Source organism: Pseudarthrobacter albicanus (genome assembly GCF_018224015.1).
GTDB classification, from domain to species: domain Bacteria; phylum Actinomycetota; class Actinomycetes; order Actinomycetales; family Micrococcaceae; genus Arthrobacter; species Arthrobacter albicanus.
Genome location: NZ_JAGPOT010000011.1, coordinates 1 through 19498, shown reverse-complemented (window position 1 = coordinate 19498; position 19498 = coordinate 1). Strand labels below are relative to the sequence as shown.

Here is a 19498-nt window from a genome sequence, read left to right as displayed (position 1 = left end):
GTGGTCTCCGGACTGGAGTCGATCCAGCTCGGCACCCTCATCCTGATCGTGGTGGCCGGCTTCGCCGCCGGCTGGGTGGACGCCGTCGTCGGCGGCGGGGGACTCATCCAGCTGCCGGCGATGCTGCTGGTCCCGGGCATCAGCCCGGTGCAGGCACTGGCGACGAACAAGATGGGGTCCATCTTCGGGACGACGACGAGCGCCGTGACCTACTACCGCCGCGTCCGGCCGGACCTGCGGACCGCCCTGCCGATGGCGGTGATCGCCCTGGCGGGCAGCTTCGGCGGCGCCGTGCTCGCGGCCACGCTGCCGGCCAGCGTGTTCAAGCCCATCATCGTCGCGGCGCTGGTCGCCGTCGCACTGTTCACGGCCTTCCGGCCCGCCGTCGGCGAGCTGACCAGGCTGCGGCACGAGGGCCACCGGCACTACGTGGTGGCCTGCCTGATCGGGGCAGTCATCGGTTTCTATGACGGGCTGATCGGCCCGGGAACGGGCTCGTTCCTGGTCATCGCGCTCGTTTCCGCCATGGGCTACGCCTTCCTCGAGGCCAGTGCCAAGGCAAAAATCGTGAACATGGCCACCAACGCCGGCGCCCTGATCTTCTTCCTGCCGCACGGCTCGCTGCTGTGGGGGCTCGGGCTGGTCCTTGGCCTGGCTAACATGGCCGGCGGCTATCTCGGGGCGCGGACCGCCGTCAGGCAGGGGAGCCGCTTCATCCGGATCGTGTTCCTGATCGTGGTGGCGGCGCTCATCCTCAAGCTCGGCACCGACATCTGGCAGGACAGCCTCGCCTGACCCGCCCCACGACGGCGGGCCCTCCCTGCCAGGAGGCCGCAGGCGTAGCATGCAGCTATGTCAGCAGCCGAGGAACGCTATGCGGCCGCCCTGGCGGCTGCCGCCGGGCACGCCCGCAAGTGGCTGGAGAGCCAGGGGACACGCCATGTCGGGCCGCGGCGCACGGCGGCGGAGCTGGCCGCCGACTTCGGCGGCCCGCTGCCCAGGAAAGGCATGCCGGCCGCGGAGGTGATCGACTATCTCGCGGAAAAGGCCGAGCCGGGCCTGATGGCGATGCCGTCCGGCCGGTTCTTCGGCTGGGTCATCGGCGGGACGTTGCCGGCGGCGCTGGCCGCGGACTGGCTGGTCAGCGCCTGGGACCAGAACGCCGGGCTGCGCTACGCCACGCCGGCCACCGCCGCGATCGAGGAGGCGGCCGGGGCCTGGCTCCTGGAGCTGCTGGGGCTTCCGGAGGAGTCCGATGTCGGCTTCGCCACCGGCGCCACCATGGCGAACTTCACCGGCCTGGCCGCCGCACGGTGGCGCCTGATGGCGGACGCCGGCTGGGACCTCGACGGCGAGGGACTGTCCGGCGGCCCCCGGATCCACTGCTTCGTGGGGGCGGAACGGCACGACACGATCGACCTCGGGCTGCGGTACCTGGGCCTGGGCCGGCCCGCCGTGGTCCCCGCGGACCGGCAGGGGCGGATCATCCCCGCCGAGCTGGACCGCGCCCTGGAGCGCGCCCTCGACGCCGCGCCCAGCCGCGGGAACAAGTCCGGGCGGGCGCCGGCGCTCGTGTGCCTGCAGGCCGGAAACCTGCATTCGGGCGCCTTCGATCCCTTCACCGAGGCGATCGCCGTCGCGAAGTCCTACGGTGCCTGGGTGCATGTGGACGGGGCGTTCGGGCTCTGGGCCGCCGCCGTGCCGGAACTGGCCGGGCTGACCGCGGGCCTGGCGCTGGCCGATTCCTGGGGCACGGACGCGCACAAGACCCTCAATGTCCCCTATGACTGCGGGATCGCGATGGTCAGGGACGCCCAGGCGCTGCGGTCGGCCATGGGCGTGCACACCAGCTACCTGATCCCGGCCGGTGACGGCGCGGGGGACCCGTTCGAGAAGGTTCCCGAGCTCTCGCGCCGGGCACGCGGCGTGCCCGTGTGGGCGGCACTGAAATCGCTCGGCCGGGACGGCGTCACGGCCCAGGTCCGCGAACTGGTGCTGCGCGCCTCGCAGCTGGCGGAGCAGCTGTCCGCGCTGGACGGCGTCGAGGTGCTCAACGACGTCGGCTACACGCAGGTGTGCCTCGACTTCGGGGACGACGCCGTGACGAGGGCGGTGACCGCACGGATCATCGGCGACGGCCGGGTGTGGATGTCCGGTTCGCGGTGGCAGGACCGGGACATCCTGCGGATCTCCGTCAGCAACTGGAGCACGGACGACGACGACGTGGCGGTCGCCGTCGGCGCCGTCCGGGACGCCCTCGCGGCGGTGCGCGCCAGCTGACCGGGCCCCAGTACAGTGTGCACAGGATGGGTCCTGAATCGAGTGCGACGCGCAAATTCCCTGGCGCTACCGGAATGCCGAATGCCGGCCGCGTCAGGGAATTGTCGCAGCGAGAAGCATTTTGCGTCTCGCTAGACGACCCCGCTGGCGCCGAGCAGGTTGCCGAGGAGGAAGGTGGCCGCCAGGGCCAGTGCACCGCCGACCACGACGCGGACCGCCGCCTTCAGTTTCGAGCCGCCGCCGATCCAGGCGCCCAGCGCTCCCGTGATCGCCAAGGCCACGAGGACGGCACCGAAGGTCAACTGGACACGGATGTTCTCCGGCGGCAGCAGGATGGCCAGCATCGGCAGGACGGCACCGATCAGGAACGCGACGAACGAGGCGAAGGCGGCGTGCCAGGGGCTGACGATATCGGTCTCGTCGATGTTAAGCTCCGCCGAAAGGTGAGCGGCCAGGGCATCGTGCTTGGTGAGTTCGAGGGCCACGGTGCGGGCCGTCTCTGCGCTGAGTCCTTTGGCCTGGTAGATGGCGGCAAGTTCTTCCAGCTCCTCTTCGGGCTCCTCCTCCAGCTCCCGGCGTTCTTTCGAGATCAAGGCCTCCTGGCTGTCCTTCTGGCTGCTGACGGAAACATATTCGCCCAGGGCCATGGAGATGGCACCGCCGACCATGCCCGCGGCGCCGGCGATCAGGATCGGGCCCGAGTCCGTGGTGACGCCCGCGACGCCGACCACGATCGCGGCCACGGACACGATCCCGTCGTTGGCGCCCAGAACGCCTGCCCGTAGCCAATTGAGCCGCTGGGCGAGGTCGTTCCTATGGGGTTCGTTCTCGTGGAGGGTTGCCGCGCCGGAAGTTTCCATTACTCCAGCAAAGCACCAGCGCCATGTGCTTGCCAGTATTGCGACGCTAAGCAAGTCAAGCCAGCGTCAGCAGTGCCACGTTGCGCCGCTGGCTTGGGCGGACCGAGGGAGCGTTACAGGGAACCCTTGACACCCGGTCCCCGGGGGCGCATATTTAACAGATCAGTTAATTAACGGAAATATTAAATACAAGGGCGCATCACGATGTCAACCGATCGGCTCAGCCTCATCTTCTCGGCGCTTGCCGACCCCACCCGCAGGGCCATCCTGGCCCGGCTGGCGGAGGGCGAAGCCACCGTGAATCAGCTGGCCGAGCCCTTCGACATCAGCCTCCCTGCGGTCTCCCGCCACCTTAAGGTGCTGGAAACCGCCGGGCTGATCACTCGGAGCCGGAATGCGCAATGGCGCTCCTCGAAGCTCGAGGCCGCACCGCTGCGCGAGGCTGCTGAATACATGGACAAGTACAGGCGCTTTTGGGACGTCAGCTTCAGCCGTCTCGATGCGCATTTGCGAACGATCCAGCAAGTTCCCAAGAATCAGGAGTCAGGTAATGAACACGCAACAGAACACCACTGAGTCCCACACCCTCACCATGACCAGGGAGTTCGATGCTCCACGCGAGCTGGTCTTCAAGGCCTTCACCGATCCGGACCAGCTCGCCGCATGGTTCGGCCCGGAGGGCGTGGACTCGCCCCGGGACCGGATCGTCGTCGAACCCCGCGTCGGGGGCACCTGGCAGCTCGTCATGGTCTACGAGGAGGACGGCGTCGCCAAGGAGTCGCCGATCGACGCCGTGATCTCCGTCTACGACCCGCCGTCGCTACTGGTGGCCAGCCAGAGGGCGGAGCCCGACGTCGGCATCACCCTCCAGCTCGAATTGCGGCTTGAGTTCGAGGACCTGGGAGGCCGGACCCGGCTGCACCTTACCCAGGGCCCCTTCGACAGCACCGAATGGGTGGAGATGACCCGCGAGGGCTGGGGCAGCTCGTTCACCAAGCTCGACAAGGTACTGGCCTAGGACGATATGAGGGAGGGATGGGTTGCCGGGGCGACAGGGCGCCGGGCCCAGTCATCCGAACTGTCGCAACGGGCACCGGACCGACGTCGACCTCGAGCGGTCTCCGCCCTACCATTGGAGCGTCACGTCAGTCGACGTGGGTCCATGCACCGATCCAATTGGCAAGGAGATCATGATGCTCGGAGAGCAAATCGGGGAATTCACCGGACAAGCCATCAGCACGCGGGTTCTGGAAGACATTGGTCTCGGTCCGCGCAGCGAAGTGACCGATCATCAGGTCGGCACGCTCTGCGGTGTCCAGGTTGACGTCACGGTCACCTACGTCGGCACGATCCGCCCCGGCGGCACGGTCGCCGGCAGCGGAAACGGTTTTGTCGTCACCGCAAGCGGGCAGACTGCGACCTTCACCGGCAGAGGCGTCGGCAGGTTCACCGGTCCGGGCCAACTCGCCTGGCGGGGTGCGTTGTTCTACGAAACCACCTCCGACGAGTTGAGCAGCCTCAACGGGATCGCGGTCCTGTTCGAGTACGAGGTGGCGGACGGCAAGTCTGAAGGCCGCCTGTCCGAGTGGAAGTAGCGGGGCAGCGGCGCCCCAGCGGGGGCACTTCGTCAGGGACTCGCCGCGTTCCGGCACGAAATCGCCGGTTTCGGGGTTCAAAGTGCCCCCGGACGGCGCCGTAAGCCCTGCGTCAGCGGGCTGCCGGGCTTTCAGGGGGCAGCGCGCCAGCAGGCAGCGCGGGAAACGCCGCCGGGTCAGCCAATAATCCGGGCAGCGGACCGGGATCCCGGCCCCAGAGTACGGCCCGCCGGGCTGCGTCCAGCAGGCCGGCGATCGCCCACCGGCGGGTCTCCCCGTCGCTCAGCGCCACGAGGTCGCCGTAGACCGGCAGCGTGGCCGTTTCCTGCCCGGCCAGGCCGGCGGCGGGCGCTGCAAGGAATGACGGCCCCAGCACGTAGCCGGCCTCGAGCGGCGGGACGGGGACGCACTGCCCTCGGCTCAGGGTTTCCGCCGCGCTGACCAGTGCCTCGTGGCGGGCCAGCTGCTCGGCCGCCGGCTTCGCCGCATCCCCGCCAAGCCGGGTCAGGGCCACCTGGTAGCCGTAGACAGTCTCCGCTTCGATCCGTACTGTCGCCGCCAGCGCGCCGCCGAGCGCAGCGGCACCCGGCAGAGTGCCGCCCGTGGAAGGAGCCGGAGGAACGGACGACGCCGTCACGTCCGGGGCCGGGCACGCTCCGGAAGGCTGGGCAGAGGCAGAGGCAGGATCGGCTTGCGCGGGCACTGCGGGCACGGCGGGCACTGCGGGGCCGGCGGGCACGGCGGGCACTGCGGGGCCGGCGCCGGCGGCCAGGGCGGACGCCTGGAGTAGTTGCCCGGTTCCGACGGCTGCCAGGAGGCGTGCCATGCCGCCGTCGGCCGTGGCCGCATCGGCCAGGCGCTGGCTGCCGCTGCGCGCCAGTTCGGCGGCCAGGCCTGCCGCCGAGGTCGGCAGGGGAGGGGAGGACGAGGCAGCGGACGGGGTTGACGACGGCGGCTCAGCGGACGCATCAGGGGGGGCATCGCCCGGTCCCAGGAGCGCCCGGGCCTGGGTTGTCAGCAAGGTCACAGTCTGCGAAAAGGCCGGCTGCCCGGTGCCGGATCCGGGGTCCGGGGCAGCCTCGGAGAGCTGTTCGCCGGCGGTCCTTAGCCGGAGCGCTGCCGTCAGTGCCGAGGCCCGTGCCCGTTCGGAAAACGGCGGTTCCGGGGGCTCCCGCGGGACAACGGGCGTCAATGCCGCTCCCAGGCTGACAGCCACCAGGGCGAGGCAGGCCAGAAATGCAAAGCGGGGAAGGATCCGGGGAAAAAGGCGGCGGGGGGAGACCCGCCGTCGTTTTTCCCTGGTGTCGTCTTTCACAACAGACCATGTTGTCATGCCGGCAAGGAACTGAGTGCACCACGGCGCCGGGAAAATCGCTACGCTAGTAGTCACACAACATCATCTAGCAGGAGGCGGCGGCGTCATGTCCAATCCAGAAGCCACGACTTCAACAGGCCGGTCCGGGACGGGGAAGGCCGAAGCCGAACCCGCCCAGAACCTGGAGGCCACGCGCCTGCACGCTCTCCTGGAGCCCGCCGTCCTGGCGAACCGGCTGTACGTGGAGGACGTTTCCATCCACGTCGCAGGGGCCAACCGCGTGGTCCACGTGGTGGTGGACCTGCCGCAGGAAGAGACCGGCGGCGTCACGCTCGACGTCATCGCCGAGATCTCCAAGACCCTTTCCGATGTCCTGGACAATGACCCCAGCACGGACTCGCGTCCCTACGAGCTCGAGGTGTCCTCCCCCGGCGTCGGACGTCCCCTTACAGAACAGCGGCACTGGCACCGCGCCCGCGGGCGGATGGCGTCGGTCAACGTCATCCAGGGGGACAACGTCACCGGCAGGATCCAGTCCGTGGACGACGACGGCGTCACCGTGGTCCCGGAGATCACCGTGAAAAAGGGAATGAAGCCCAAGCAGGGCGACCCCATCAAGCTCCCCTTCGACAGGATCCGCAGCGGAAAAGTCGAAATAGAGTTCAGCCGCCTCGACGAGGCCGGCCTGGAAAACGGACACAATGGACCTTCTGAGGAGGCCTGATGGATATTGACATGAGCGCACTGAGACTCCTGGAGCGTGAGCGTGAAATCCCGCTGGATCTCCTGATTCCGACCATCGAGCAGGCACTGCTGGTGGCGTACCACAAGACCCCGGGCGCCTTTGAAAAGGCCCGCGCCGAGCTGGACCGGAAGAGCGGGCACGTGACCATCTGGGCCACGGAGATTGACGACGACGGCGCCCCCATCGGCGAATTCGAGGACACTCCCGCGGGCTTCGGCCGCATCGCGGCCAGCACCGCGCGGCAGATTATCCTGCAGCGTCTGCGCGATGCCGAGGATGACAACGTACTGGGCCAGTTCAAGGGCCGTGAAGGCGAACTGGTCGCCGGAACCATCCAGCAGGGCAACAACCCGCACATGATCCAGGTCAACCTGGGCACGGTGGAGGCACTGCTGCCGCCGCCCGAGCAGGTGCCGGGGGAGAAGTACGTCCACGGCAACCGGCTCCGCGCCTTCGTCATCGATGTCCACCGCGGCACCAAGGGTCCCTCGATCACGCTGTCCCGCTCGCACCCGGGCCTGGTCCGGAAGCTTTTCGAGCTGGAAGTTCCCGAGATCGCCGACCGTTCCGTGGAGATCGTGGCCCTGGCCCGGGAAGCCGGGCACCGCACCAAGATCGCGGTCAAGGCCAACGTCTCCGGCATTAACGCCAAGGGCGCCTGCATCGGTGAAATGGGCTCGCGCGTGCGCGCCGTCATGACCGAACTGAACGACGAGAAGATCGACATCGTCGACTACAGCGATGATCCGGCGACCTTCATCGCCAGCGCCCTCTCGCCGTCGCGCGTGAATTCGGTCACCATCACGGACGAAGCAACCCGCTCCGCCCGCGTGGTTGTCCCCGACTACCAGCTCTCCCTGGCCATCGGCAAGGAAGGCCAGAACGCCCGGCTCGCCGCCAAGCTCACGGGCTGGCGGATCGACATCGCCTCCGACGCCGCGGTCAGCCGGGACAAATAGGCCGCAGTTCCGGCCTGCCCGCCTGCGCCCGGATCCTGCAAGTTCGGGACCCGGGCGCCGGAGGGGCTAGAATAGACATGACCGGGCCTAACGGCCGGTATCCGCGTGCCCTGAGCGCGTCCGGGTGTGGCGGAGACGTTGTTGTTCACGTCCCGCCAAGCCATCCGGAAGCAACAGGCCGGCAGATATGTACTGGCAGGAAGATTCTCGTACGTGGCACAAGTGCAGCACCTCGAGCATCAGCCGCAGCGCACCTGCATCGGATGCCGACAGAAGGGCTCGCGGTCTGAGTTACTCCGGCTCGTCGCCGACGGCAGCGGTTCATCCGCCGTCCTGGTGGATGAACGACGCCGGATGGCTGGCCGGGGTGCATGGCTGCACCCCAGCGAGAAGTGCCTGGCACTGGCGGTCAAACGTCGAGCGTTCGGACGCGCCCTCAACGGCGCAACCGGAACGGCCGACGTCGAACGCCGGCTGGCGGCAGGCACGAAAGCCGTGGACACCCCGGTGGCCGCAGCGAAAACCGTCCAACCTGAAAGCGGGTCAGAAAACTGATGGAAACCCGATGAGTTCCCAGCGATGAGTGCGCAACGATGACAACTTTGTTGCGCTCTGCAATGGACCTTTCAGCTGCACTCGCGGCGGAGGTCCGCATTAAGAAGTAGACGGTTCGTGCCTGGCTCGGTGCGGACCGAGACAGGAGAAATGTGGCCAAGGTCCGCGTACATGAGCTTGCTAAAGAGCTCGGTATTACTTCCAAAGATGCAGTAACCAAACTGCAGGAACTGGGCGAGTTCGTTCGCTCCGCCTCTTCAACCATTGAGGCCCCCGTCGTGCGGAAACTCCGCAACGCATTCCCCGCTGCAGCAGCAGCACCCAAGTCAGAAGCGCCTGCCGCAGCACCCGCGGCGGCCCCCAAGGCATCCGACGGATCCCCGGCGGGCCGTCCGGCGCCTGCGCCCGGCCCCGCCGCGCCCACGGCGCCGGCGGCCCCTGCCTCAGGACCTGCAGCAGCACCGGCGGCAGCACCTGCGGCAGCCCCGGCTCCGGCAGCACCTGCGGCAGCAACGTTTTCGGCACCCCCGGCGGCATCCGCCGCAGCACCGGCACCCGCCGCTGCGGCACCTGCACCGGCTGCACCGGCTGCCAAGGCTCCGGCTGCTCCGTCGACGGGCGCCAAGCCCGGCGCGCGGCCCGCTCCGAAGGCTGAAACTCCCGCTGCGCCGGCCCGCCACGGCGGCTCGGCACCCCGCCCGGGCGGTCCCCGTCCCGGCAACAACCCCTTCGCCACGTCCCAGGGCATGCCCCGGGGCCGCGGCGGCGACAACGATCGTCCCTCGCGTCCGGGTAACAACCCGTTCGCTCCTTCCCAGGGCATGCCGCGTCCGGGCGGAAGCCGTACCGAGGGCGAACGCCCCGGCGGCCCCCGCCCCGCGGCAGGCGCTGGCGGTCCCCGTCCGGGTGCTCCGCGTCCCGCCGGCGCTGCCGGTGCACGTCCGGGCGCTCCGCGTCCGGCCGGCGCTGCCGGAGCACGTCCCGGGGCCGGCGGAAACCGTCCGACTCCCGGCATGATGCCCAACCGCACCGAACGTCCCGCACCGGCTGGTGCAGGCCGTCCCGGTGGCGGCGGCCGCGGTCCGGGCCGTCCGGGCGGCGCCCCGGGTACCGGTGCTCCCGGTGCCGGTGCCGGTGCCGGTGGCGGCGCTCCGGCCGGCGGTGGCTTCGGCAAGGGCGGCCGCGGCCGCGGCGGCACCCAGGGTGCTTTCGGCAAGGGCGGCGCAGGCCGTGGCAAGCAGCGCAAGTCGAAGCGTGCCAAGCGCCAGGAACTCGAGCAGATGAGTGCTCCGTCGCTGGGCGGCGTCAGTGTGCCCCGCGGCGACGGCAACACCATTGTCCGGCTCCGCCGCGGCTCTTCCATCACGGACTTTGCCGACAAGATCGAGGCGAACCCGGCAGCACTGGTGACCGTCCTCTTCCACCTCGGCGAAATGGCCACGGCCACGCAGTCGCTGGATGAAGAGACCTTCGCCCTGCTCGGCGAGGAGCTTGGCTACAAGCTGCAGGTTGTGTCACCGGAAGACGAGGAGCGCGAGCTGCTCTCCGGCTTCGACATCGACTTCGAAGCCGAACTGGAAGCCGAAGGCGATGAAGACCTCGAGGCACGTCCTCCGGTTGTCACCGTCATGGGCCACGTTGACCACGGTAAGACCCGGCTGCTCGATGCCATCCGCAAGTCCGACGTCATGGCGGGCGAGCACGGCGGCATCACGCAGCACATCGGTGCCTACCAGGTCAGCCACGAGCACGAAGGCATCGATCGCAAGATCACCTTCATCGATACTCCGGGCCACGAGGCGTTCACCGCCATGCGTGCCCGTGGTGCGAAGGTCACCGACATCGCCATCCTGGTGGTCGCAGCGGACGACGGCGTCATGCCGCAGACCGTTGAGGCCCTCAACCACGCGCAGGCGGCCAATGTGCCGATCGTCGTGGCCGTGAACAAGATCGACAAGGAAGGCGCCAACCCGGACAAGGTCCGCGGCCAGCTGACCGAGTACGGCCTGGTCCCGGAAGAATACGGTGGCGACACCATGTTCGTGGAGGTCTCTGCCCGCCAGAACCTCAACATCGACGAGCTGCTCGAGGCTGTCCTGCTCACCGCGGACGCAGCCCTGGACATGCGCGCCAACCCGAACAAGGATGCCCGCGGTATCGCGATTGAAGCCAACCTGGACAAGGGCCGCGGTTCCGTGGCCACCGTCCTGGTCCAGTCCGGCACCCTGCACGTCGGCGACACCATCGTGGCAGGCACGGCCCACGGCCGCGTCCGTGCGATGTTCGACGACGACGGCAGCGCCCTGACCGAGGCCGGCCCGTCCCGCCCCGTGCAGGTCCTGGGTCTGTCCAACGTCCCGCGCGCCGGTGACACCTTCTTCGTGACCGCTGACGAGCGCACCGCCCGCCAGATCGCCGAGAAGCGTGAAACCGCCGACCGCAACGCCGCCCTGGCCAAGCGCCGCAAGCGCATCAGCCTGGAAGACTTCGACCAGGCCGTCGCCGAAGGCAAGATCGACACCCTCAACCTCATCCTCAAGGGTGACGTGTCCGGTGCCGTGGAAGCCCTCGAGGACGCGCTGCTCAAGATCGACGTCGGCGAGGGTGTCCAGCTCCGCATCATCCACCGCGGGGTCGGTGCGATCACGCAGAACGACGTCAACCTGGCAACGGTCGACAGCGCCGTCATCATCGGCTTCAACGTCAAGCCCGCCGAGCGGGTTGCCGACCTGGCAGACCGCGAAGGCGTGGACATGCGCTTCTACTCCGTCATCTACGCAGCAATCGATGACATCGAGCTGGCCCTCAAGGGCATGCTCAAGCCGGAGTACGAAGAGGTCCAGCTTGGCACCGCCGAGGTCCGCGAAGTGTTCCGTTCCTCCAAGTTCGGCAACATCGCAGGCTCGATCGTCCGCTCCGGTGTTATCCGGCGCAACGCGAAGGCCCGCATCAGCCGCGACGGCAAGGTCATCGGCGAGAACCTCTCCGTTGAGACGCTCAAGCGCTTCAAGGACGACGCCACCGAGGTCCGCACGGACTTCGAGTGTGGTATCGGTCTTGGCTCGTTCAACGACATCAACGAGGGTGACATCATCGAGACCTTCGAGATGCGCGAAAAGCCGCGCGCCTAAGGTTGGTCCGTTGTGGCGGGGCCGTCGGATTTTCCGGCGGCCCCGCCCCTACGCTGGGCGGCACTGGATCTGCGATCCTGTGCCGCCCAGCTCCGGTAGGCCCGATGCCACTCCCAGGCCGCCGGAAAAATCCAACGGGTCCGTCGTGGACTCGCCTTGGGCGCGTGGCAGCAAACTCAACATGTGTACGTCAGCCGCTACGGCGCCGTCGTACTCAAGAATTTAGGAGCAAAAATGGCTGATCCCGCACGGGCTGCCAAGTTGGCGCAGCGGATTAAGGTTGTCGTTGCCGAGGCTTTGGGCCGGAAGGTCAAGGATCCGCGGCTGGAGGGCATTACTGTCACGGATGCCCGGGTGACCAATGACTTGCAGCACGCCACGGTCTACTACACGGTGCTCGGTGACCAGGTGGTCCAGGCCGAGGCCGCCAAGGGCCTGGAGAAGGCCAAGGGCGTGCTCCGGCAGGAAGTCGGCCGCAATATCACCGTGCGGCTCACTCCCACGCTCGAGTTCGTGGCGGACCAGATCCCGGTTAACGCGTCCAACCTTGAGGAACTGCTCCGGGCCGCGAAGAAGCGCGACGCCGAAGTGGCTGCCCTCGCCGCAAGCGCCCAGCACGCGGGCGACGCCGATCCGTACAAGTCCGACACGCCCCAGGACGTGGAACTCGACGAGGACGACTTCGACGAAGAGGACCTGGACCTGATCGACGACGACGAGATCGACGAGGACAGCAACAAGGACCAGGGCAGCACCAGGTAGGACCGCGGGAATTCTGCAGGGGAAGTGGCCGGACCGGCAACGGGTCCGGCCACTTCTGTCTTCCGCGTGTGCGGCGCCCGCTCCTCTGGCTATGATCGGACCATGACGATGCAGCCCCCAGCCCATGTCATCGGGGAATTCCTCAATCAGGCCATCCGCCTCGCCGTCCGGAACGTGTCCGACGGCGGCGGGCCGTTCGGCGCGGTCGTAGTCACCGCGGACGGCCGGACCCACGACGGCGTCAACCGGGTGACCCTGGACAACGACCCCACTGCCCATGCCGAGGTTGTGGCCATCCGCAAGGCAGCGGCCGCGTCCGGCAGCTTCGACCTCAGCGGGGCCGTGCTGTACGCCAGCTGCGAGCCGTGCCCGCTCTGCCTGGCCGCGGCTTTGTGGGCGCGCGTGGACCGGGTGTACTTCGCGGCGGACCGGTACAGCGCCGCCGCGGCAGGCTTCGACGATGCCCTCTTCCACGAATACTTCGACGGGGACCGTCCGGAGCTGATGCCGGTGAGCCACACTGATCTCCCGGCGTCGGACCTTCCCTTCCACGCGTGGCGCGATAATCCTGACCGCACCGAGTACTGACCCCGTCCGAATCATCCCCAGGCGGCGGTGCCGTCCGCGGTCCGGGGGGACTTTGGCGCCGACACGCCGTCGCCCGGCCGGGATTCCGTGGCTTGGGACTTCAAAGTAGCCCCGGACCGCGGCCACACGCCGGTGCGGCTCAGCGCCGGGACCTGAATCTCAGGCCGCCCAGCAGGGGCGATCCCATGCCCAGCAGGAAGCCGAAGTCATACCAGTTGCCGGAACGGGCGGAGTTGTAGAAGGGGAACTCGCTCCAGACCCCGAAGACATGGACGATCAGCACGATCCACGCGGTCAGCCCGTTCCAGATACCCCACAGCAAGTCCTGCCACCACATGATGTACCCTCTCGGCTGGAAACTCCGGCACTTCGAGCGCAAAGTGCCGTGGGCTCAGGCTACGGCGCCTGCCGTACCGGCGGTAGGGGCTATCGACCCACCGGTCTGGCGGCCCGGCCTGGCGACCCAGCCTCGTGACCCAGCCTGGCGGTTCAGCCCTGCCGGGCGGGGAGCCGGCCGAGGCCTTCGACGAGGTCCGCACGGCTGCCGCAGAGGGCGATCCGGATCCAGCCCTCGCCGATGGAACCGAACGCCGTGCCCGGGGCGAAGGCCACCCCGGAATCCGCCAGGAAGCGCCGGACCCAGGCCCGTACATCCCCGCCGCTGATGTGGGAAACGTCCGCCCACAGGTAGAACGCCCCCTGCGCGGTGAGGAACGGGATCCCCCTGGGCCGCAGCACCGCGGAGGCCGCATCCCGGTTGGCCCGGTAATGGGCGTGGGCGTCGCGGACGTAGTCCTGCGGCCCGGTCAGCGCCGCCAGGGCGGCGTACTGCGACGGCGATGCCACACACGAGACGATCGACTCCATCACGTTGTTCATCTTCTGTTCCAGACCGGGCGGGCAGATCAGCGCTCCGATCCGGAGCCCTGTCAGCCCGTAGGTCTTGGACAGGGTCAGCGAGGTGAACACGCGCGCCTCGCCGGGGACATCGCTGTCGAAGCGGGCCGGGCTGACATGGGGGACATCGTAGGTGAACGCCTCATAGCATTCGTCGGAGATGATCCACAGGTCGTGCCGAAGGGCCAGTTCCACGAGGCTGCGGGTGAGTTCCTCGCCCACGACGGCACCCAGCGGGTTGGAGGGTGAATTGAGGACCAGGACCTTGGTCCGCGGCGTGATCAGGGCCTCGATGTCCTGGATCCGCGGCTGGAAATCGTGCTCCGGATAGAGCGGATACCGCACCGGTGCGGCATTCAGCAGGCTGCCGGTCATCACGAACGTAGGGTAGCCCGGGTTCGGGATGAGGATTTCGTCCCCGGGGGAGAGCAGCAGGCTCATGGCCAAATGCAGGCCCTGCTGGGCGCCGCCGACCACGTACACCCGGTCCGGGCCGACCGGCGTCGCGTTGTGCGCGGCGAACCTGGCGGCGAAGGCCTCGCGCAGCGCCGGGATCCCGGCGTTGGGGGTGTAGTTGGTCTCGTCCCTGTCCAGGCACGCCATCCCGGCCTCGAGGATGTGGCGCGGGACGGGGAAACCCGGCTCTCCGATGCTCAGCACGATCGCACCGGGGGTGGCCCAGGCGGCTTCGGTTATCTCACGGATCTGGTTGGCCGGGACGTCGCGGACATGGGCGGCAAGCTCGGGCATGTCAGCCATCCTAACCGCCAGCAGCCCCGGGCCCGGGCAGGGCAAAACGGGGGAAGGTCCGGCCGGAGCCGGCCGGCGGCGGAGGAGCCCGGGCGCGGGCCCGTCGTCGGCGGCGCGTCGTCGGCGGCGCGCCGGGCGCAGATATACTGGGGAGCGTGCTTTCTGGACTGGTGATAGTGGACAAGCCGCAAGGCTGGACCAGCCACGATGTGGTTGGACGGATGCGGCGGATCGCCGGTACCCGAAAGGTGGGCCATGCCGGGACCCTGGACCCGATGGCCACCGGCGTGCTGGTGGTCGGCATCAACAAGGCCACCCGGCTGCTGACCTACATTGTGGGCACCTCCAAGACCTATACGGCCACGATCCGGCTCGGCGAGTCCACGGTGACCGACGACGCCGAGGGCGAGGTCACTGCCACCCGCAGCGCCGCCGCGGTCACCGAGGAAGCCCTCCGCGCCGGCGTCGCCGTCCTGACCGGTGAGATCTCCCAGGTTCCCAGCAGCGTCAGCGCCATCAAGGTCAACGGCGAACGCGCCTACGCCCGCGTCAGGTCCGGCGAAGAGGTCAAACTGGCCTCCCGCCCGGTCACCATCCACCGCTTCGATGTCCACGGGGTCCGCCGGGTGCGCGACGGCGAGGCACTCGACGTCGACGTCACCGTGGAATGCTCCTCCGGCACCTATATCCGCGCCCTGGCCCGTGACCTGGGGGAGGGCCTCGGCGTCGGCGGCCACCTGACGGCGCTGCGCCGGACCCAGGTGGGCCCGTACACCCTGGACCAGGCGCGCACGCTGGAGCAGCTGGCCGAGGAACTGGACGTCCTGGAAATGTCCCAGGCGGCCCGGGCCCTGATGCCGAACCGCGAACTCAGCGACGCGGAAACCACCGAGCTCTCCTTCGGCCGCAGGATCGCCGCCGGGGCTGCCGCCGGAACGCCTGAAGCCGCGACGGCAGACAAGCCCGCCGCTGCGTTCGCACCGGACGGCACGCTGGTGGCCCTGCTGGCCGATGCGGGAAGCTACGCCAAGCCCGTGCTGGTCTTTGCGCCCGACAACGAGAAGCGCGCCGGGGAAACGGGCGCCAGCGAAAACGGCGCCAGGGTCCCTGCTCCGGAACAGCGGACTGAACAGCGGACCGAAAAGCAGGCCGACTAGTCTTGGACGCGTTTTTCTACATCATCCTCGTGGTCGGGCTGCTCTCCACGATCATCTGCGCCACCGCGGGCATCCTGAAGAAGGCCCCGAACGACACGACGATCCTGTCGGTGGCCGCCGTCGAACTGTCCCTGCTGGTGTACCTGGTCGGTTCCATCGTCCGGGTCCTGGGTGGGGAGCGGATCGCGGGGGAGCCCTGGGAATTCTGGGGCTATCTGGTGACCGCCCTGATGCTGCCGGTCGGCGCGGTGTACTGGTCCATCCTGGAACGGACCCGCTGGAGCAACTTTGTCCTGGCGGCTGTCGGCGTCACCGCCCTGGTGATGGCCGCCCGCATGAACCAGATCTGGTACTGACATGGAAGAGGAACAGAACGTGACGGCAAAACCTTCGCCGCAGGACACCGGGACCGGCCCGGGGGAAACTCCGGCAGCCGCCGGCCCGGCGTCGACCGACACCCGCAACACGGGCCCCGGGCGGTTGCTGATCGCCGTCTACGCAGTGTTTGCCCTTTCGGCGACGGCCCGGGCGGCCTACCAGATCCTCACCAAATTCGCCGAAGCGCCGCTGGCCTACCTGCTGTCCGCCTTCGCCGCCGTCGTGTACATCGTGGCAACGGTGTCGCTGGCAAAGCCCGGCCGGACCTGGTTCAAGATCTCCGTGACGGCCGTGCTCGTGGAACTGATCGGCGTGCTGGTGGTGGGCGCGTTGAGTCTCTTCGACTCCGTCAACTTCCCGCACGAGACCGTCTGGTCCCTGTTCGGCCGCGGCTACGGCTTCATTCCGCTGCTGCTGCCCATCCTGGGACTCATCTGGCTCTACCGCCGCCGCCCGGCGCCCAAGCAGGCCTGAGACTTCTTCATGGCGGGCTGCGGGCTCAGGGACTGTCAGTGGCCGGAGAGTCCGTGGCCGGAGCCGCAGCGGCTGGAGCGGTGCTGGCTGGACCGGTGACTGGGCCGGTGTCTGGGCCCTCGGTTGGCTCTGCGGGCGCGTCCAGTTCCTGGAACAGCGTGATCTGCAGTCCGGCCGGCCCGCTGAGCCTGGAGTTCAGCGACCGCCACGGCGTTTCCCGCGGCTCCGCGATGAGGCTTCCTCCTGCTTTCACGAGAGCCCCCGTGGCGGTTTCGGCGTCTTCGACCTCGAAGGCAACGCGGATCTTCGCGCTCGGCTGGCCGTCTGCCTCGACCTGGTCGATCATCCTGATCTGTGCCGGGTTTGAGAGCTCCAGGGTGGCCCGGCCTGCTTCGAGAATCGTGATGCGTGCATCCCCTTCGCTGGGGATGACCTCGCGCTCCACCAGCCCGAGAACGTCGCGGTAGAACGTCAGGGCAGCGTCGTAGTCCTCCGTCTCGACGACGAGGCGCAGCTGCCGGACAGGATGCGGGGTTGGGTTTTCGGTAGTCATGCTCGTACCTTAGGACCGGCCGGGCCATCGCGGAATGCGTGCCGGAAACTGCGGGTGGTGCCTTGGCCGTTTAGCCCTCGCTGATGTTCCGGCCGGCGTCTATGCCGGTGGCCACGCCCTGGAGCCTGCTGCGAAGGGCGGGCCAGGCCGCGGCGAACCCCGGGTGCAGTTCCTTGGTGCTGACGCGGTCGATCCCCACCCACGCCAGTTCGAGGCTTTCCGGGTCGCTGATGGCCGGTTCAAAGGGCTCGACCACCTGCGCGGCGACGGTGGTGTAGGACCAATAGCCGACGTCGAACACGGATGTGAACAGGATGCGGAGGCTCTCCGGCGGGACGGCAGCTTCTTCCCTGGCCTCTCGCAGCGCCCCGTGGACAGCCTCCTCGCCCTGGTGCAGGGCGCCTCCCGGGAGTCCCCACGTGCCGCCTTGATCGCTCCACAAGGCGCGGTGCTGGAGCAGGACGCCCTTGGCCGGATCGTGAACGAGGAGTCCGGCCGAGCCGAAACGCCCCCAGAATTTCCCGAGGTCCCCTTCGACCCAGGCGTCACCGGGATCGCGGGGTCCCAAGGGCCGGCGGGGTTCCACCGAAAAGATCCCGCCGGATAGTGATTCCCCGAGCGTGGGGCAACTGGGCTGTCCATGCGTCCAGTTTCCCACGGACGAGACCTGTCCCCGGGGAAGCCGTAGTCTGGCGACGCTTTGCGGGCGGGGGCCTGCCAGCGCCGCCGGGCTAATAACGTCGTAGGTCTCTGGAAGAGGGGAGTCATGGAAGCCATTGGAGATTTCATCCCGGATCCGGCCGCCTGGCCGGACGCCGGGATGTTCCCCGGCGGCCCGCGGCGGGCTGCGGCTCCCGTCCCGCCATGGTCTGAGGCGCTCGACGGCGCGCTGGCGCTGCTGCAGGGTCTGGGCACGACGGCGGTTGCCGATTCAGCAGCCTTCCGCCTGACCGACGCCACCGATTTCGCCGGCCGGGTGGAGGAACTCTCGCGGACCGTGGAGTATCTGCAGCTCGTCGCGGCCGGGGCGGTGGACCGGGCCAGGAAACTGCCGGCCGCCACGGCTTTCACGGCCCCCACGTCGTGGGCCACGGGGTGGCGGGACAGCCCTGGCGACAGCCCTGCCGGCAGCCCGGGCTGTGCCGCCGGGTCCGGCGGGGCCGTGCCGGTGGATGACGGCTTCCGGAACACCACGGAGTTCCTGCGGGCGCGGCTGCGGATCAGCGCCGCGGAGGCCCGCCGCCGTTTGTCCCTTGCCGGCAGCGTGCTGCCGCGCCCGGTACTCGCCGGCCGGCAGCCGCTGCCTGCCCTCCGGGCGGAACTCGGCGAGGCCGTGGCCGCCGGGGAGGTCCCGTCCCGGTCCGCGACCATCATCGCCCTGGCGCTGGACGGCGTCCGGCACACCTGCGACGCCGCGGCCGCGGCGGCGATGGAGCACGCCCTGACGCGCACCGCCGCCGGGAACGACCCGGACTTCCTGGTCCGGATCGCCCGGCGCTGGGCGGACGCCCTGGACCAGGACGGTGCGGAACCCTCCGAAGAGCTCCTGCGCCAGCTCCAGGGCGCCTTCATCCGCCGGCCCCGCCACGGCCTGCACCACCTGGAAATCTTCGCGACCGCCGACCAGTTCGAACAGCTCCTCACCGTCATGAACACCGCCACCAACCCCCGCACCAGCGGCACGGGGCCATCCAGCGCTTCCAGCGATGGCCAGGATCCCGGGGCCGGCCCCGCCGCTTCCACCGCGGCTGCCCGGGCGGCCGCTGCCGCGATCCCGCGTGCCGGCGGCGAAGACGACACTGACCCCGGCGCGGCCGGGCTGGACCTCCGCTCCCGCCCGCAGAAACTCCTCGACGGCCTCATCGGCGCCTGCAAGGCCGCGCTGGCCTCCGGCGGACTGCCCGCCGCCGGAGGACTCCGCCCCCAGGTCATGGTCACCATCGACTACCGTGCCCTCCTCGAAAGGCTCGGGAACACCGACGCGGCGGCCCGGACGGCGTCGCACACCGGAACAGGGAACACCGGAACACTGAACACCGGGACACTGCTGTTCACCGGGGCCAGTCACCGCCGCCTCGGTCCGGAAGATCGCCTGCGACGCGGACATCATCCCGGTCCTGCTCGGGGGCCAGGGCAGGATCCTGGACATCGGCCGGACCTCACGGATCTTCCCGCCCCACATCCGCAAGGCCCTCACCGCCCGGGACCAGGGCTGCGCCTTCCCCGGCTGCACCATCCCCGCGCCCTGGTGCGAAGCCCACCACATCAGCTACCGGTCCCGCGGCGGGTCCACCGGCACCGACAACGGCACGATCCTCTGCTCATTATGCCGATGTCGGCATAATGAGCATTATGCCGATGTCCGGATTATGCCGATGTCGCTCCGGGCAGCCTGATTTGGCGGGGTTCCCCGGGATACTTGTCGGCATAATCAGAGGGCTTCGAGGAAGGTGAGGAGTTTGTCGCCGGGCGTGTAACGGCCGGCCGGGGTGTCCGTGG

21 protein-coding genes are annotated in these 19498 nt (G+C 68.9%); 15 read left to right on the top strand and 6 right to left on the bottom strand.

The features are described from left to right. Nucleotides 1–795 (top strand): sulfite exporter TauE/SafE family protein, encoded by a 795-nt coding sequence (locus tag J9611_RS03915; protein WP_211877904.1) that lies wholly within the window; start codon nt 1–3, stop codon nt 793–795. Nucleotides 796–852: 57 nt separating this feature from the next. Next, nucleotides 853–2280 (top strand): pyridoxal phosphate-dependent decarboxylase family protein, encoded by a 1428-nt coding sequence (locus J9611_RS03910; protein WP_211877901.1) that lies wholly within the window; start codon nt 853–855, stop codon nt 2278–2280. A gap of 131 nt (nt 2281–2411) precedes the next feature. Here J9611_RS03910 and J9611_RS03905 read toward each other — a convergent pair whose 3' ends face one another. Then, nucleotides 2412–3140, bottom strand: coding sequence for a VIT1/CCC1 transporter family protein (locus J9611_RS03905; protein WP_211877899.1), 729 nt, complete (start codon nt 3138–3140; stop codon nt 2412–2414). A 204-nt stretch (nt 3141–3344) separates the two neighbouring features. Between J9611_RS03905 and J9611_RS03900 the strand changes: the two genes are divergently transcribed. The 3 genes from J9611_RS03900 to J9611_RS03890 all read left to right on the top strand — a co-directional run bounded on the left by J9611_RS03900 (nt 3345) and on the right by J9611_RS03890 (nt 4735). Then, the gene (locus tag J9611_RS03900) at nt 3345–3716 is read left to right on the top strand and encodes an ArsR/SmtB family transcription factor (protein WP_211877897.1); all 372 of its coding nucleotides are present in this window, start codon (nt 3345–3347) and stop codon (nt 3714–3716) included. Continuing rightward, complete coding sequence (locus J9611_RS03895; protein WP_211877895.1) at nt 3691–4158, top strand: SRPBCC family protein; 468 nt, start codon at nt 3691–3693, stop codon at nt 4156–4158. Before J9611_RS03900 ends, J9611_RS03895 begins: the two co-directional genes overlap by 26 nt. 172 nt (nt 4159–4330) lie before the next feature. After that, nucleotides 4331–4735, top strand: a complete 405-nt coding sequence (locus J9611_RS03890) for a hypothetical protein (protein ID WP_211877893.1) — start codon at nt 4331–4333, stop codon at nt 4733–4735. A 112-nt stretch (nt 4736–4847) separates the two neighbouring features. On the opposite strand, the gene J9611_RS03885 is transcribed toward J9611_RS03890, so the two are convergent. Beyond that, the gene (locus J9611_RS03885) at nt 4848–6068 is read right to left on the bottom strand and encodes a DUF4439 domain-containing protein (RefSeq protein ID WP_211877891.1); all 1221 of its coding nucleotides are present in this window, start codon (nt 6066–6068) and stop codon (nt 4848–4850) included. A gap of 88 nt (nt 6069–6156) precedes the next feature. On the opposite strand from J9611_RS03885, the gene rimP reads away from it, so the two are divergent. The 6 genes from rimP to J9611_RS03855 all read left to right on the top strand — a co-directional run bounded on the left by rimP (nt 6157) and on the right by J9611_RS03855 (nt 12790). Then, the gene (gene rimP / locus J9611_RS03880; protein ID WP_211877889.1) at nt 6157–6774 is read left to right on the top strand and encodes a ribosome maturation factor RimP; all 618 of its coding nucleotides are present in this window, start codon (nt 6157–6159) and stop codon (nt 6772–6774) included. Beyond that, on the top strand, nt 6774–7754 hold the full coding sequence (gene nusA / locus J9611_RS03875; protein WP_211877887.1) for a transcription termination factor NusA: 981 nt from the start codon (nt 6774–6776) through the stop codon (nt 7752–7754). Before rimP ends, nusA begins: the two co-directional genes overlap by 1 nt. A 213-nt stretch (nt 7755–7967) precedes the next feature. Continuing rightward, nucleotides 7968–8309, top strand: coding sequence for a YlxR family protein (locus J9611_RS03870; RefSeq protein WP_211877886.1), 342 nt, complete (start codon nt 7968–7970; stop codon nt 8307–8309). 152 nt (nt 8310–8461) lie between these two features. Then, nucleotides 8462–11440, top strand: coding sequence for a translation initiation factor IF-2 (gene infB / locus J9611_RS03865; RefSeq protein WP_211877885.1), 2979 nt, complete (start codon nt 8462–8464; stop codon nt 11438–11440). Between the two features lie 234 nt (nt 11441–11674). Next, the gene (gene rbfA, locus J9611_RS03860) at nt 11675–12202 is read left to right on the top strand and encodes a 30S ribosome-binding factor RbfA (RefSeq protein ID WP_211877883.1); all 528 of its coding nucleotides are present in this window, start codon (nt 11675–11677) and stop codon (nt 12200–12202) included. A 102-nt stretch (nt 12203–12304) separates the two neighbouring features. Continuing rightward, the gene (locus J9611_RS03855; protein WP_246527350.1) at nt 12305–12790 is read left to right on the top strand and encodes a nucleoside deaminase; all 486 of its coding nucleotides are present in this window, start codon (nt 12305–12307) and stop codon (nt 12788–12790) included. A 139-nt stretch (nt 12791–12929) separates the two neighbouring features. Here the strand turns inward: J9611_RS03855 and J9611_RS03850 are convergent, their stop codons facing one another. Further along, a complete protein-coding gene (locus J9611_RS03850; protein WP_211877881.1) occupies nt 12930–13127 on the bottom strand; it encodes a hypothetical protein in 198 nt (65 codons plus the stop codon). A 152-nt stretch (nt 13128–13279) separates the two neighbouring features. Further along, on the bottom strand, nt 13280–14437 hold the full coding sequence (locus J9611_RS03845) for a pyridoxal phosphate-dependent aminotransferase (protein WP_211877879.1): 1158 nt from the start codon (nt 14435–14437) through the stop codon (nt 13280–13282). A 155-nt stretch (nt 14438–14592) separates the two neighbouring features. Between J9611_RS03845 and truB the strand changes: the two genes are divergently transcribed. Genes truB through J9611_RS03830 form a run of 3 tightly spaced genes read left to right on the top strand, consistent with a single transcriptional unit; the run spans nt 14593 to nt 16446 of the window. After that, nucleotides 14593–15594, top strand: coding sequence for a tRNA pseudouridine(55) synthase TruB (gene truB, locus J9611_RS03840; RefSeq protein ID WP_307857011.1), 1002 nt, complete (start codon nt 14593–14595; stop codon nt 15592–15594). Nucleotides 15595–15596: 2 nt separating this feature from the next. Further along, nucleotides 15597–15950 (top strand): hypothetical protein, encoded by a 354-nt coding sequence (locus J9611_RS03835; RefSeq protein WP_211877877.1) that lies wholly within the window; start codon nt 15597–15599, stop codon nt 15948–15950. A 1-nt stretch (nt 15951) separates the two neighbouring features. Next, nucleotides 15952–16446, top strand: coding sequence for a hypothetical protein (locus J9611_RS03830; protein WP_246527349.1), 495 nt, complete (start codon nt 15952–15954; stop codon nt 16444–16446). A gap of 25 nt (nt 16447–16471) precedes the next feature. Here the strand turns inward: J9611_RS03830 and J9611_RS03825 are convergent, their stop codons facing one another. Together J9611_RS03825 and J9611_RS03820 are read right to left on the bottom strand one after the other, a co-directional pair. Then, the gene (locus J9611_RS03825; RefSeq protein WP_211877876.1) at nt 16472–16999 is read right to left on the bottom strand and encodes a VOC family protein; all 528 of its coding nucleotides are present in this window, start codon (nt 16997–16999) and stop codon (nt 16472–16474) included. Between the two features lie 70 nt (nt 17000–17069). Then, complete coding sequence (locus tag J9611_RS03820) at nt 17070–17567, bottom strand: NUDIX domain-containing protein (protein WP_246527348.1); 498 nt, start codon at nt 17565–17567, stop codon at nt 17070–17072. Nucleotides 17568–17765: 198 nt separating this feature from the next. Between J9611_RS03820 and J9611_RS03815 the strand changes: the two genes are divergently transcribed. Then, entirely contained in the window at nt 17766–19343 is a 1578-nt protein-coding gene (locus tag J9611_RS03815; RefSeq protein WP_307857010.1) for a DUF222 domain-containing protein, read from the top strand. Nucleotides 19344–19498: the final 155 nt, after the last annotated feature.